The sequence below is a fragment of the Caulobacter segnis genome (assembly GCF_031454995.1).
GTDB lineage: Bacteria > Pseudomonadota > Alphaproteobacteria > Caulobacterales > Caulobacteraceae > Caulobacter > Caulobacter segnis_E.
This window is the reverse complement of the sequence record NZ_JAVDRV010000002.1, coordinates 1,239,102-1,252,831: the sequence shown is the minus strand read 5'-3', so window position 1 is coordinate 1,252,831 and position 13,730 is coordinate 1,239,102. Positions and strand designations below refer to the sequence as shown.

The following is a 13,730-nucleotide window of genomic DNA, read 5'->3' as shown; positions in this document are numbered from 1 at the left end:
CCGCCAAGAACGCCGAACGGCCGGGTTCGATCCCCGGTCACGCTGAAGCTCACGGGTTTGTGCGCGGGGAGTGAGCGCGCGGAGGCCGCTAGAACAGAAGCTTCCGGACGCTGAACTGCACGACCCGTCCGCGCGGATCCAGATAGTCCGGCTGGTAGGTGACCGGGATGGCGCCGTTGGCGTCGCGGACGGTCTGCTTCTCGTCGAACAGATTGTTCACGGCGAGTGTCAGGCGGGTCCCGCGCAGGATCGGATACCGCTGGACCAGCTCGCGTCGGGCGCCCAGATTGGCGAACAGGCGCAGGTTCACGGTGGCCAGGCTCGAGAAGTCCAGGTCCGTCGTGGCGCCGCCAGCGCCCGCCGCCACTTGAGTGCCGCTATTCCAGTTGGCGGTGAGGCGCGCGCCAAGGCCGTAGCGGGTGATCCCGGCCTGGGCCTCGACCTCGTTGCGCGCCTGGCCGCCGCCCGAGCCGATCACGTCGCCGTTCAGCAAGTCGAGCACGGGAACGCCGTCGGCGATCGTCACCTGTTCCTTCAGATGGATGGTGTGGAACAGCGCCAGCTGCAGGCGGGTGGCGCGCGGATTGCCGCCGCCGCCACGACCGCCAAAGCCGCCACCGCCGAAACCTCCGCCGGGGCCGCGCGCGCCGTCGCCCCGTCCGCCGCCGTCAAAGCCGGTCCGCGGAACGGTGTCGCCAACCGCGGGGGCTTGGGCCTGCTGCTGGGCGTTGGGATCGGATGGCGTGTCCGTCGCCGGCGGTTGCGGGCGATCGGCCGCGTCGGCGGTCGGACGCGCGTCCTGGCCGCCGACGAAGCGCGGGCGTACGTCGCCGGGCCGTGGCGGCGGCGTCTTGCCGATCTGGCGCGAGAAGTTGAAGCCCCAGCGGATCTGTTCGCTCTCGCGCTTGGCGAAGTTGACCGGGCGGGTGTCGATCCGGGTCAAGACGCCGTTGGCGTCGCGCGTGAACCGATCGGGGAAGGCGGCCTCGACCGCCGCCGTCGCGGCCGGGAAGCTGGCGACCGGGTTGTCGATCCGCACGCGGCTGTAGTTGGCGGTCAGGGACAGGCCCTGGACCTGGTCGGGCTTCCAGGTCGCGCCCAGGCGCAGGACGTTGCGGGTCTCGGCGCGAAGGTTCGCGTTGCCGCCGGTGACCCGGGTGACGTCCACCGTCTCGCCGCGCACATAGTCGAAGACCTGGGCGTTGGGCGTGGTGATCAGCGGATTGCCCAGCTGGCTGATGCTGGGGGCGTTCTCCTGGCGAGTCGCGGAGACGATGAAGCTGACCGGCTTGACCGGCGACCAGGTCGCGCCGCCGCCGATCGTCGTCAGGCTTCCGAAGTCCGACACCGAGCGGACGGCGAGGTTCAAGTTGGTCGACAGATCGCCGATCCCGGCGCGCACGCCCTTTCGACGGCTGGCCAGCGGCAGGTCGAAGCTCACCTGGGCGTTGGCGTCGCCGCGCGAGAGCTCGCTGTCGCTGTCCACGCCAGAACGCCGCGAGGTCGCCGTCAGGCGCGAGCCCGTGACGCCGAGCTTCAGGGTGGTCGAGAGGTCCCCGGCCTTCAGCTTGGCCAGGGCGCCGTTGGCCACGAACTGCAGGTCGCCGCTGTCGGTGGTCGAGCGCGCTCGATCGGTGTTGAGGGACAGGCCGGTCAGCGGCGCGAACGGATTGAGCGTCGGGTCCAAGGCGGTCAGTCGCGCTTGAACGTCGGTCAGATCAAAGCCGCGGTCGGTCTCGGTCTTACTGATCGCGTGGTCGTAATTGCCGGTCAGCGACAGCCGCAGGTCCTCGGTGTCGCGATTCAGGGTGAAGCCCAGGTGGCCCGCCAAGTTGCGGTTCGTCTGCCCCAGCGCGTCGCGTTCGCCAAGATAGCGGTAGAGCGCCACGTCCTGGCCGAACGGCGAGAAGGGATCGGCGCCAGGGATCACGAGACGCGCGCGGGCGGGGCCCTGCAGGGAGTCGCTCCGTGACGCCGTCAGGCCCACGTTCAGCGTCGCCGAGACGTTGTCGAGGACCGTGCGGTTGGTGACGCTGTTGATCGACAGCTGTCGATTGCGCGGTAGCAGGGTGCGGTCGTCGGTGATGTCGCTCGTATTGGCCAGTCCCGCCGTGGGCAGGAAGGCCGACAGGCTGGGCGCGCCCGTGGCGGCCGAGGTGGGCACGCCGGCGACGGTCACCGGCGTTCCGGCCAGGGCGCTCAGGGCCGTCAACGGACCGCCCGAGACCGAGGCGATGTTGCCGGTGAAGTCATAGAGGCCGCCGCTCGAGCGGCTGACCAGATCCCGGTCGCTCTCCAGCAGCTGGTCGCTGTTCTGGATCTTGATGGCGAGGTTCGTGCGGCCCTCGCGGTTCAGCCGCAGCTGGCTCCAGTTGAGCTGCTCGCTGGCCTGACCGCCCGCCGTCGAGCCGCCCACCGTGGCCTCCACGGTCGAGGCGCGGAAGCGCTGGCGCAGCACGATGTTCACGACTTTCTGGTCGGCGGTGTAGCCGTACTTCAGCGCCACTTCCTCGGGCAGGATCTCGACGCGCTGGATGGCCTCGGTGGGGATGTCGCGCATCTCGCCTGGACCGGAGATGCGCCGGCCGTTCAGCAGCAGAACCGGAGCGCCGCCCAGGCCGCTGGTGGTCTGCGGCGTCAGCTCGGTCAGCAGGTCCTCCATCGACGAGACGCCGAACGAGCGCACGTCGGCGGCGGTGAAGGTCTCCTCCGGCGGGATGTCGCCCAGCACCGCGCCGAACGGCTTGCCGCTAGCCGTGATCGTGATGGCCTCGACCTCGGTGTCGAGATCCTCGGGCGTCACGGGCTTTGGAGGGGTTTGAGGCGCGCGCGCCGCTGCGGGGACCGGGACGGGCTCGGCGGGCTTGGCTTGGGAAGCGGGGACGGGGGGCTTGGTCTCCTGGGCTTGGGCGGCGCTCGCGGCGACGCATCCCAGGAAACCAACCAGGGCCAACTTACGGCTCGTCAAAAGTTACTCCGAAGTCTCGATGTCCCGACATCGCCGATGCACGCCGGATGTAGCATCCGGATTTCAGTGTTTGCCGAGATTGCAACAGCCCCGCCCGGCGACGCCTAGCGGACCGATGTCCAAGGACGGCTCAGCAGCACCGCGCAGTTTATCAGCCCGACCAGCGAATAGGTCTGCGGATAGTTCCCCCAAAGCTCGCCGTCGGCGAAGCCGATGTCCTCGGACAGCAAGCCCGCGCCGGTGCGGCGGCTCAGCATGTCCTCGAAAAGGGCCCGCGCCTCGTCCGAGCGGCCCTGCAGGTGCAGCGCCTCGATCAGCCAGAAGGTGCAAATGTTGAACGCGGTCTGGGGCGAGCCGAAGTCGTCGGGGATGGCGTAGCGCAGCAGATAGGCGCCGCGTCGCAGGCCTTCCTCCACGGCCTTGAGCGTGGCCAGGTTGCGTGGGTCCTCCGCCTTCTGGAAGCGCAGGTCGACCAGTTGCAGCAAGGAGGCGTCGAGCTCGGCGCCCTCGAAGGTGGCGGCGAAGCGGCCAAGGTCCGCGTTCCAGGCGCGCTCCTCGATCACCTTGCGCACGTGGGCGGCGCGGGCGTTCCAGAAGGCCGCCTTTTCCGTCAGGCCCAGCTTCTCGGCGGCGTTGCCGAGACGATCGCACGCCGCCCAGCACATGGCCGAGGAATAGGTATGGACGTTGGCCCGGCCCCGGAACTCCCAAAGGCTGGCGTCGGGTTGGTCGTGCAGGCGGAAGGCCTGCTCGCCAACCGGCTCCAGCGCCTCGAAGTCGTCGACCGTGGCCGGACGCAAAAGGCGCTCGTCGAAGAAGGCCTGCACCGTCGACAGTACGATCTGTCCGTACACGTCGTTCTGGATGTGCTCGTAGGCCTGGTTGCCCACGCGCACCGGGCCCATGCCGCGATAGCCGGGCAGGTCGGGCGCCACGCGCTCGGTCAGCACTTCCTCGAAGCCGACGCCGAACAGGGGCTGGATGTGACCGCCCTCGGCGCGGTCGACGATGTTGCGCAGATAGCCGAGATAGTTTTCGAGCACGTCCACCGCGCCAAGCCGGTTCAGGGCCTGGACCACGTAATAGGCGTCGCGCAGCCAGCAGTAGCGATAGTCCCAGTTGCGGCCGCTGTCGGCGTGCTCGGGGATCGAGGTGGTCAGGGCCGCGACGATGGCGCCGGTCTCCTCGTGCATGCAGAGCTTCAGGGTGATGGCGGCGCGGATCACGGCGGTCTGCCATTCCAGCGGTACGGCCAGGCCGCGCACCCATTGCTTCCAGTAGCTTTCGGTCTCGCGCAGCATCCGCTCGCAGGTCGGGCCGACCGGGGCCTCGAAGCCCTCGTCCGCGCCCATGAACATGGCGATCGGCTTTTCGAGCCGGAACGTGCGCTCTTCCAGGATATGCGAGACGGGCGCGTCGGTGGTCAGGCGCATCGTCATGTCCGAGCAAAGGTAGCGGATGTGATGCGAACCGCGCGTGTGCTCGGCGACCTTGGCGCCCCAAGCGGCCGTCGGCCGCAGGCGCAGGGTGATCCGCGCCACCCCGACGATCGGCCTGATCAGGCGGATGAAGGCCGTGGGACGGAAGATGCGGCCGAACTGCTCGTAGCGGGGCGCGAAGTCGATGATCTCGATGCGCGCGCCGTCCTGGTCGGCGATCTCGGTGCGCAGGATCGGCGTGTTGCGGAGGTAGCCCTGGCGGACCTCGGCCCGGCGCTCGACCTGTACGTCCCAAAGGCCCTTGGCCGCCTCGGCGTCGGGATCGGCGTCGTCGAGCAGGGCGCTGAACACGGGATCGGAATCGACGCGCGGCGCGCAGGCCCAGACGAAGCGTCCGGCGGTGTCGATCAGCGCGCTGACCGCGCAATTGCCGATCGGAAAGAGGTCGAGCGTCTTCTTGTCCAAAATTCTGTTCCTTGCGCCCCTTTTGGCCCGCCCCCAGCGGTCCCCGTTCGGGGAGTGAAACCAACAGTGTGGCTTGCGGGTTCCTATCCTTGAGAAATCCGTCGTCAGTGGGGCGGCGGAGTGTGGGGGCGGCGTCCATCGCGTTGACGGCGAAGGCTCGCGCGACCATCTCGAATTCACGACGCGGCGCGGCCGCGCGAGCACGGCGGACAGAGTGACGGTGAAGCGAGTTTTGAGATCCTGCGGCGTCCTGGCGGCGACGCTGAGCATGTTGCCCGTCTCGTCGGTCTTGGCCCAATCCCAGAGCCCACCCGTCGCCCTCGGCCGTCAGACGCAGACCGCCCCGGTGGTCCCGGCGCCGCCGGCGGTCGATCTCGCGGCTCTCTCGCTGAGCGCAGCCCAGGCCGAGGCCTTGGCGCGGGCGCTGCGCGGGGCCGACGCCCATGGCCTGCCGACCGAGATGTTCGCGCCGGACGCCGCGCTGGCCCAGATGGCCGACCAAGACCCCACCGCCCGCGCCAAGGGCCAGGCGCGGCTAATCGATCTGACGCTCGCCTACGCCCGCTCGGTCCATGTTGGTCGTCTGCCGACCAGCGCCTTCATGACCGAGTGGGGGCTGCGCCCGGATCCGTACGACCCCGCGCCTGACTTCGCCGCCGCGGTCCAGCAGGATCGGGTGGCCGCTTGGCTCTCAAGCCTGCCGCCGCCGTATACGGGTTACCAGACCCTGATGACGGGCCTGGCGACCTATCGCGGTTTCGCGGCCCATGGCGGCTGGCGTCCGGTTCCGACGGGCCCCAGTCTGACCGAAGGCATGGCCGATCCGCGCGTGAAGGCGCTCCGGGCGCGGCTGGCGGCCGAGGACCCGACGGTCGTCCGCTCGGATAGCGACGTCTACGACCCGGCCCTGGTCCAGGCGGTGCAGCGCGCCCAGAAGCGCTTTGGCCTCGACCCGGACGGCGTCGTCGGGCCGGGAACCCTCAACGCCCTGAACGTTCCCGTCGAGCGGCGGATCGACCAGATCGAGGCCACTATGGAGCGTTGGCGGTGGTTGCCCCAGACCCTGCCGGCCGACCGCATCCAGGTGAACGTCGCCGCGGCCGTGATGTCCGTGTTCCAGCAGGACGCGCCGACCCTGACCATGCGCGCCGTGACCGGTCGCCCGGGCGACGAGACCCCGATGCTGACGTCGATGATCCACAGCATCGTGCTGAACCCGCCGTGGAACGTCCCTCAGTCGATCGCGACCAAGGAGCTTTGGCCGAAGGAGAAGGCCAATCCCGGCTATCTGGCGCGCAACGACTTCATCGTGATCCCGACCGGCGACGGCGGGAGTCGCTTGCAGCAGAAGGCCGGACCCAAGGCCGCGCTGGGCCAGGTGAAGTTCGACTTCAACAATCCCTACGGCGTCTATCTGCACGACACGCCTAGCCGTTCGAAGTTCGACAGCTTCAGCCGGCTGGCCAGCCACGGCTGCGTGCGGCTTCAAAAGCCCATCGAGCTGATCAAGCTGCTGATGGCCGGCGACCCGATCTGGACGCCCGAGAAGATCGACGCGACCTTGGCCTCGGGCGAGACGGTTCGCGCCAAGCTACCCCAGCAGATGGCGGTTTTCCTGCTGTACTGGACGGCCTACGTGACCCCCGATGGACAGGTGAACTTCCGGGACGATCCATACGGCTGGGACAAGGCGCTGGTGCAGCGTATCGCCGCACTGTGAACCGGCTCAGCTTGCATTCTTAATCTTCTTGCGGTGTCCTGCCCGCACTTCAGTGTCGGGTAAGGGCGTAAACGCATGCATCGACGTAAGCTGCTCCAGTGGGGGCTGGGCGCTTTCGGGGCTGGTCTCGTGCCGCTCGCGGCCGCGCGCGCCGACGACGACATCATCGGGGCGATCCTTGGTGGGAAACATCCGAGCGAGGCTCCGGTTCCCGCCCCACCGGCCTTGCGGCCCACGCCGATGGCGCCCCCCGCGCCTGTCGAGACGCGCTGGGTGCACCTTCACAACGTGCACACCGGCGAGAAACTGGAAGCCGTCTACTGGGAAAATGGCGACTATGTTCCCGACGCCGTTCAGGCGCTGAACAATGTGCTGCGCGACTATCGCAACGATCAGGTCCACCCGATGGACCCCGGCCTCTACGACATCCTGGCCAAGATCCAGGCGCGCACCGAGGCCAAGTCGCCATTCCAGGTGATCTCCGGCTATCGCTCGCCGGCGACCAACAAGATGCTGGCCAATCGGAGTGGCGAGGTCGCCAAGCACAGCCTTCACATGGAAGGCAAGGCGATGGACATCTACCTCGAGGACGTGGCGCTCCAGCACGTAAGGGCGGCCGCCTTGGATCTCGGAATGGGTGGCGTGGGTTATTACCCGCAGAGCCGGTTCGTCCATGTGGACGTCGGCCGCGTCCGGCAGTGGAAGGGCGCGTGATCCAAGCGAGGTAGAATGAGCGAGCGTCGTGGCAATCGGTTCGGCTGGATCTTTCTCGGCTTCGTTCTCGGCGTCCTCACAACCTTCGTGGCGATCTTCTTTCTGAGCCTGGCCGACGACGGCGACGGCGTGGACTATTTCGAGCCGCGCGCCACCGCCGCCGACGAAGCGGCCGCGGCCGCTATGCGTGACGCACCGGTCTCCGAGCAGGCTCCGCCGGCCGCGACCGCGCCGGCCGCGACCGCGCCGCCGCCGGAAGCCCCGTCCGCCGCGCCGCCACCCGCCCAACTCGACCCTCAGGTCGCCGAGGACGCCGCCGCCGTCGGCATGACCTCGCGCGCCAAGCAGAATTGAGCCGCGACAACCGGCCCCACCGCCGAAACGTCGTCTGCTGACACCGCGCTGGCGGCAGGAGAGGCGCAGTTTCCTTGAGCTATCAAGGAGATGTGCTTGACCATCAAGGGAAGCTGCATGTGCGGGGGCGTGCGGTTCGAGCTTTTCGAGCCGCCGGCCATGATGGGCGCCTGCCACTGCTCGCGCTGCCGAAAGGCCGGCTCGGCCGCCTATGTCTATGTGCGGGCCGAGGCCCTGCATTGGCTGGCGGGGAGGGCGCTGCTGACCCGCTACAGGCCCCGGCCGCCGTTCCGCTTCACCCGGACCTTCTGCAAGCGCTGCGGCACCGCCTTCGGCGATCCGGAAAGCGGACGGGTGGTCGCCATCGCCGCCAGTTGCCTGGACGACGATCCCGGCGTCCGGGCGTCGTTCCACGAATACGCGCCGGACGAAGCCCCTTGGTCGCTGGGCTGTTCCGACGCTCCATTCGGCTCCAAATGAAAAGGGCGGCGACCCGGAGGCCGCCGCCCTTCAAGAAGGTCGGAAGGGTAAGCCCTTATTCCTTCGGCGCCGGCATGGCGGGCATCGCGCCGGCCTTGCCCTTCATCGCCTGGTGCTGAGCCGGGGGCAGCGGGATCAGGCCGCGGCCTTGCAGGTAGCCGCCGCGACCGGTGGCGGCGTCCGACACGAACTCGGTGACGAACTCCTTCAGGCCCGGCGTGACGCCGACCTGCGACTTCTTCACGTAGATGTAGAGCGAGCGCGACAGCGGATACTGGCCGCTGGCGATCGTGGCCGGCGTCGGCTTCACGCCGTTGATCGACGCGCCCTTGATGCGCGAGGCGTTCTCTTCGAGGAACGAGTAGCCGAACACGCCCAGGGCGTTCGGGGTCTTCTCGATCGTGCCGACGATGGCGTTGTCGTTCTCGCCCGCGTCGACCCAGCCGCCGTCGGTGCGCATCGGCGAGACGGTGGCCTTGAACTTCTTCTCGTCCTCGGCCTTCATCTTGGCCAGGGTCGGCAGCTTGGCGGCGCCGCCTTCGATGCCCAGCTCGATCCAGGCGTCACGGGTGCCCGAGGTCGGCGGCGGGCCGTAGGCCAGGATGCGGGCCTTGGGCAGGTTCGGGCCGACTTCGTTCCAGTTCTTATAGGGCTGCTTGACCAGCTGGCCGCCGCGCAGGGTCTGGTCGGCCAGGCCCAGGTACAGCTGCTCGAGCTTGAAGTTGAAGTCCGGACCTTGCTTGTCGGTCGCCACGACGATGCCGTCGAAGCCGATCTTGATCTCGACGATGTCCTTCACCCCGGCCTTCTGGCAGGCCTGGAATTCGGACTTCTTCATCGGGCGCGAGGCGTTGGCGATGTCGGGGAACTTCTCGCCGGCGCCGCCGCAGAACATCTTGATGCCGCCGCCGGTGCCCAGGCTCTCGATCTTGGGCGACTTCTTGCCGGTCTTCTTCGAGTAGTTCTCGGCCACGCGCGTGGAGAACGGGAACACCGTCGAGGAGCCGGCGGCCCAAACGTAGTCGCGGGCCGCGTGGGCCTGATCGGCGACGGCGAGCAGGGCGATGGTCGCGACCGCGCCAAGGAGCTTGTTCATGTCGTCTAATCCTGTGTCGTCCGGAGAGAGCTTGGGGGGAACATGCCGGACCGATGCCTGGGCTTTTGTCACAGTTAGACGACAGTTTTGAGACAGTGTCCGTGGACGGACGAAGCTTGGCCATGGCGGGGAGCCCGCCCAATCGGCTTGACCCCCGTCAGGACCAAGTCTACGCCGGACCTCGAAGGCATGGAGGCTCGCAAGACCTCCGGGAACGCGGTGACAATCCGCGGCTGCCCCCGCAACTGTGATCGTCCGTCGATCGTCACGGCCTCACGCCACTGGGATCCGTCCTGGGAAGGCGCCGCGACGGGAGGGCGTAAGCCAGGAGACCGGCCTTCGTCACATCAACGCGGCCGGCGGGGTGTCCGGCGAAGGACGGACCATGACCGAACAGACGCAAGACGAGGCGGCCCAAGAGGCTGAAAAGAACGCGCGCCATAACGCCAGGATGAAAGCCATCCAGGCCGCTCGCGCCAAGATGATGGCCGAGAAGAACATCGAGAAGGGCCTGCTGATCGTCCACACCGGGGCGGGCAAGGGCAAGACGACGGCGGCGCTGGGCATGGCCATCCGCGCCATCGGGCATGGCCACCGGGTCAGCATCATCCAGTTCATCAAGGGCGCGATGACCACCGGCGAGAAGGTGGTGTTCGACGCCTTTCCCGACCAGGTGGAGTTCCGGCCGATGGGCGAGGGGTTCACCTGGGACACCCAGGACCGCGCCCGCGACATCGCCGTGGCCCGCCAGGCCTGGGAGGTGATCAAGGCCCGCATCCTCGATCCCGACGACTGGGATATGGTCGTCGCCGACGAGCTCAACATCATCCTGCGCTACGACTACCTGCCGTTGGCCGAGGTGCTGGAGGTCGTCGCCGCGCGGCCCGAGGGCAAGCACGTGGTGATCACCGGCCGCAACGCGCCGGAGGCGCTGATCGAGGCCGCCGACCTCGTCACCGAGATGGCCCAGGTCAAGCACCCGTTCCGCGCCGGCGTGAAGGCCCAGGCGGGGATCGAGTTTTGAGCGTCCTTCGCGACGCGGACGATGGTCCGGCGGTGGTGGTCTGCGACACCTGCCGCTTCTCGGCCGAGGAACGGGAGAGTCCGGAGGGTGTCCGTGGCGGGGCGTTGCTGGCGACGGCCCTGCGCGAGGCCGCGGCGGGCTCGGGCGTGGCGGTCCAGACCATGCCGTGCCTGTTCAACTGCGGCCAGCACTGCTCGGTTCACCTGCGCGCGCCAGGCAAGATCGGCTACGTCCTCGGCCGCTTCGAGCCGACCGCCGAGGCCGCGCGGGCGATCCTCGACTACGCCATCGCCTACGCCGACAGCGAGGAGGGCGTCGTGCCCTACCGCCAGTGGCCCGAAGGCGTGAAGGGCCATTTCATCGTCCGCGTGCCGCCGGCGGGGAAGCTGGTGGCGGACTAGTCCTCACCACCACCCGTAGTGGGGCGCGTAGCGGGCCTTCAGGTCGTCGACCTCGCGCTCGGCGTCGCGGATCGCGTACTCGGCGCGACGGCCGTCCTCGATCGCCTCGCGGCGCTCGCGACGCAAGCGCTGAAGGCGGTCGCGCAATTCGCGGGTCTGCTCGTCCGTGAGCTTGGGATTGCGCAGCTCGTCCTCGACGCCGTCGGCCTGGCGGGCGCGCTTGTCCGCCCGCGCGTCCGCGCTGCTGAGGTCGGAGCGCGCGCTGGAAAGCCGGCGCTCGGCGGCGTGGACCCGCTCGCCGTCCGCGTAGCCGCCCAGGAATTCCGGCTCGACGGGCGGCGGGCAGACGCCGACATAGGAATGGCCCTCGCGGCCGACGCGGAAACCGTTCGCCTCGGTGCAGTAGCGCATCAGACCCTGGTCGCGGCCCTGCGCGTAGAGGCTCATGTCGGGGGTGACGCCGGTCTTCTGGCAGGCCTTGGCGTGGTCCTCGATCCGGCTCATGGCGCGGCCGTCGGCGCCGTCGATATAGCCGATCGCCCGCCAGTCGCCCTGAAGGCAGTCTTTCTCGCTAAGCGTGGCGCAGGCGGCGACCGTCAAGGCGGCTCCGACGGCCAAGGCTCCGACGACAACGGACCGCACGACATGAACACGCATTTCGACCTCCCCAGGGCTTGGCCCATGGAAAGCACCTAAAGCTTTGCCGTGTGAACCGTCGCTGAACGGCGCTCAGGGCGCGGGCGCGCCGAACCGACGGGTAGCCACGGCCCAGCGCGATGGTTTCGGTGACGGCCCGCTTGACGCGCGACAGCCTAAGCGGGGAGGGCGATCTCCGAGACCTAGGGCCGGGGCTCCGCGGGCGGCGGCGCCTGCGGCGCGCCGCTGTTCGGCGCGGCGGGGGCGGGCGGCTCGGCCGGCTCGGCGGGGACGGTCAGCGGGGCGAGCGGCAGGCCGTCGGGGCCGATTTCGCCCTCCAGCGGCAGGCCTAGGTCTTCCAGCGGATCCTCGACGGGGCGCGAGGCGACGTCGCGACCCAGGGCCGACAGCATGAAGGCCTTCCAGATCTTGGCCGGCTCGCCGCCGCCGACGACGCCGTTCATCGAGCTGTTGTCGTCGTTGCCGACCCAGACCCCAACCACCAGATCGTCGACGTACCCGACGAACAGGGCGTCGTGATAGTTCTGGGTGGTGCCGGTCTTGCCATAGGCGCCGTCGATGGCCGCTTCCAGGCCCGTGCCGCGATGGGTGGCCGAGCGCAACAGGTCGCGCATGCCGGCCAGAACCTTGGGATCATACGGCGTGGTCCTGGGCTTGTTGAAGCTCTCCAGCGCGTGCGGGACGATCGGATATTCGCCCGCCGCCACCGACGCGTAGGCGGCCGTCAGCCGCGTCAGGCTCATCGAACCGGTGCCCAGCGCCATGGTCAGGTCGTTGGGGATTTTCTCGGTGATGCCCAGGTCGCGGGCGACCTTGATCACCTTGGCCGGGCCCAGGTCGTGAGCCAGGCGGACGGCCGCGACGTTCGACGAGGCCGCGAAGGCGCTGATCAGCGGGATCTCGCGGTCGCGGTACTTTCCCTCGTGGTTCTTGGGCATGTAGCCGCTGACCTGCACCGGCGTGTCGAGGATCGGGCTGGTGGTGGTCATGCCCTCGCGCAGGGCGGCCAGATAGACGAACAGCTTGAACGACGAGCCCGGCTGGCGCTCGCCGTCGGCGCGGTTGAACTGGCTCTGCTTGTAGTCGCGGCCGCCGACCATGGCGACGACGCGGCCATCCTTGCGCATGGCCACCAGGGCGCCCTGGGTGATGTTCAGGACCTTGCCATCGCGCGCGATGAAGTCGTTGAGGATCTTCTCGGCCTTTTCCTGGAGCTTGGGATCCAGGGTGGTGCGCACGATCGTCTCGCCATAGCGGGGGCCGATGCTGGCGCGGGCCTGGGGCAGGGCCCAGTCGGCGAAGTAGGAGCCGGTCGGCACCTTGTCCTCGACCTTGATCGGCGAAACGTCCCCGACCTCGTCGGCCTGCGCCTGGGTGATCGTGCCGGTCTCGACCATGGCGCCCAGGACGACGCGCATGCGCTCGCGGGCGCCGTCGAGATTGTTGGTCGGGGCCAGGCGGGACGGAGCCTTGACCAAGCCCGCCAGCATGGCGGCCTCGCCGATCGACAGCTGCTCGGGCTGTTTGCCGAAATAATGGCGGGCCGCGGCGCGCAGGCCAAAGGCGCCGTCGCCGAAATAGACCGACGAGAGGTAGCGCGAGAGGATCTCGGCCTTGGAGAGGCGCGCTTCCAGATAGACGGCGATCAGCGCCTCCTGGGCCTTGCGGCGCAAGTTTCGGTCGCTGGACAGGAAGGCGTTCTTGGCCAGCTGCTGGGTGATGGTCGAACCGCCTTCCGAGACGCCGCCGGCCTGGGCGTTCTTGCCCAGGGCCCGGGCGATCGCCTTCGGATCCACGCCCATGTGGCTATAGAAGCGTCGATCCTCGATCGCGATGAAGGCGCCGGGCACATAGGCCGGCAGTTTGGCCGCGTCGATCGGCGCTTCCTTGTACGAGCCGCGCTTGGCGATCGGCGAGCCGTCGCTGGCGACCAGCACGATGGCGGAGTTGTTCAGCGGCTCCAGCGCTCGGCTCAGCGGCAGGGACCAGAACAGGGACGCGACTAGAACCACGACCAGGACGACCGCGGCGGCCGCCCCGCCGGCCAGCCAGAGATGGCGCTTCCAGAAGGGCTTGCGAGTGGCGCGCTCGGGCTCGGGCGGCGCCTCGGGAGGCGGCGCCGGCGCGGGCTCGACCAGCGCCGCTTGTGGGTCGCGCGGCGGACTGGGCTGGCGCGGCGGGGTGTTGGGGTCGAGGTCGTTCGGATCGTCGGACATGGGATCGGCGCTCGCTTCGGGCGCACGCCCGCACTCGTCGTCGGCGCTCATACCACACGGCCCGGGCAAGCCAAGCGCGCGGAACGGGAAGTTTTTCCGTCCACGCCCCTTGAATGAGGACGGGGCGATCATAATTGACCTCCCCGTGAGGCCGATGCCTCTGCCCTATCCTGGGGCGTTTCCTCCCTGACTTTCC

At 68.8% G+C, this 13,730-nt stretch carries 11 protein-coding genes and 1 riboswitch; of the genes, 6 read left to right on the top strand and 5 right to left on the bottom strand.

All coding sequences use genetic code 11. The features are described from left to right. Positions 1-88: 88 nt before the first annotated feature. Both J2728_RS11765 and J2728_RS11760 read right to left on the bottom strand, forming a co-directional pair. Positions 89-2,968 carry a porin family protein gene (locus tag J2728_RS11765; RefSeq protein WP_309999282.1) on the bottom strand — a complete coding sequence of 960 codons (2,880 nt, stop codon included), beginning with the start codon at positions 2,966-2,968 and terminating at the stop codon, positions 89-91. A 104-nt stretch (positions 2,969-3,072) separates the two neighbouring features. Then, the gene (locus tag J2728_RS11760; protein WP_309999280.1) at positions 3,073-4,872 is read right to left on the bottom strand and encodes a glycoside hydrolase family 15 protein; all 1,800 of its coding nucleotides are present in this window, start codon (positions 4,870-4,872) and stop codon (positions 3,073-3,075) included. Positions 4,873-5,092: 220 nt separating this feature from the next. On the opposite strand from J2728_RS11760, the gene J2728_RS11755 reads away from it, so the two are divergent. The 4 genes from J2728_RS11755 (at position 5,093) to J2728_RS11740 (ending at position 8,140) form a co-directional block, all read left to right on the top strand. Then, on the top strand, positions 5,093-6,592 hold the full coding sequence (locus J2728_RS11755) for a L,D-transpeptidase family protein (RefSeq protein WP_309999275.1): 1,500 nt from the start codon (positions 5,093-5,095) through the stop codon (positions 6,590-6,592). 75 nt (positions 6,593-6,667) lie between these two features. Further along, complete coding sequence (gene mepK, locus J2728_RS11750) at positions 6,668-7,306, top strand: peptidoglycan L,D-endopeptidase MepK (protein ID WP_309999273.1); 639 nt, start codon at positions 6,668-6,670, stop codon at positions 7,304-7,306. Positions 7,307-7,321: 15 nt separating this feature from the next. Continuing rightward, on the top strand, positions 7,322-7,660 hold the full coding sequence (locus J2728_RS11745; RefSeq protein ID WP_309999272.1) for a hypothetical protein: 339 nt from the start codon (positions 7,322-7,324) through the stop codon (positions 7,658-7,660). A 96-nt stretch (positions 7,661-7,756) separates the two neighbouring features. Further along, positions 7,757-8,140, top strand: a complete 384-nt coding sequence (locus J2728_RS11740) for a GFA family protein (protein ID WP_309999271.1) — start codon at positions 7,757-7,759, stop codon at positions 8,138-8,140. A 55-nt stretch (positions 8,141-8,195) separates the two neighbouring features. On the opposite strand, the gene J2728_RS11735 is transcribed toward J2728_RS11740, so the two are convergent. Next, positions 8,196-9,236, bottom strand: a complete 1,041-nt coding sequence (locus tag J2728_RS11735) for a substrate-binding domain-containing protein (RefSeq protein WP_309999269.1) — start codon at positions 9,234-9,236, stop codon at positions 8,196-8,198. A 176-nt stretch (positions 9,237-9,412) separates the two neighbouring features. Next, positions 9,413-9,591, top strand: a riboswitch (cobalamin riboswitch). 30 nt (positions 9,592-9,621) lie between these two features. Between J2728_RS11735 and cobO the strand changes: the two genes are divergently transcribed. Then, positions 9,622-10,260: a cob(I)yrinic acid a,c-diamide adenosyltransferase gene (cobO, locus tag J2728_RS11730; RefSeq protein WP_309999267.1), complete on the top strand. Its 639-nt coding sequence runs from the start codon at positions 9,622-9,624 to the stop codon at positions 10,258-10,260. Next, a complete protein-coding gene (locus J2728_RS11725) occupies positions 10,257-10,661 on the top strand; it encodes a DUF1636 domain-containing protein (protein WP_309999265.1) in 405 nt (134 codons plus the stop codon). The genes cobO and J2728_RS11725 overlap by 4 nt, the downstream gene beginning before the upstream one ends. A gap of 3 nt (positions 10,662-10,664) precedes the next feature. On the opposite strand, the gene J2728_RS11720 is transcribed toward J2728_RS11725, so the two are convergent. After that, on the bottom strand, positions 10,665-11,318 hold the full coding sequence (locus J2728_RS11720) for a DUF2799 domain-containing protein (RefSeq protein ID WP_309999263.1): 654 nt from the start codon (positions 11,316-11,318) through the stop codon (positions 10,665-10,667). 182 nt (positions 11,319-11,500) lie between these two features. Then, complete coding sequence (locus tag J2728_RS11715) at positions 11,501-13,666, bottom strand: transglycosylase domain-containing protein (protein ID WP_309999262.1); 2,166 nt, start codon at positions 13,664-13,666, stop codon at positions 11,501-11,503. Positions 13,667-13,730: the final 64 nt, after the last annotated feature.

Excerpts from the sequence above, each read along its gene's own strand:
- J2728_RS11715 (WP_309999262.1), bottom strand. The coding sequence starts at position 13,666 with ATGATCGCCCCGTCCTCATTCAAGGGGCGTGGACGGAAAAACTTCCCG.
- mepK (WP_309999273.1), top strand. The coding sequence starts at position 6,668 with ATGCATCGACGTAAGCTGCTCCAGTGGGGGCTGGGCGCTTTCGGGGCT.
- J2728_RS11735 (WP_309999269.1), bottom strand. The coding sequence starts at position 9,236 with ATGAACAAGCTCCTTGGCGCGGTCGCGACCATCGCCCTGCTCGCCGTC.
- cobO (WP_309999267.1), top strand. The coding sequence starts at position 9,622 with ATGACCGAACAGACGCAAGACGAGGCGGCCCAAGAGGCTGAAAAGAAC.
- J2728_RS11745 (WP_309999272.1), top strand. The coding sequence starts at position 7,322 with ATGAGCGAGCGTCGTGGCAATCGGTTCGGCTGGATCTTTCTCGGCTTC.
- J2728_RS11720 (WP_309999263.1), bottom strand. The coding sequence starts at position 11,318 with ATGCGTGTTCATGTCGTGCGGTCCGTTGTCGTCGGAGCCTTGGCCGTC.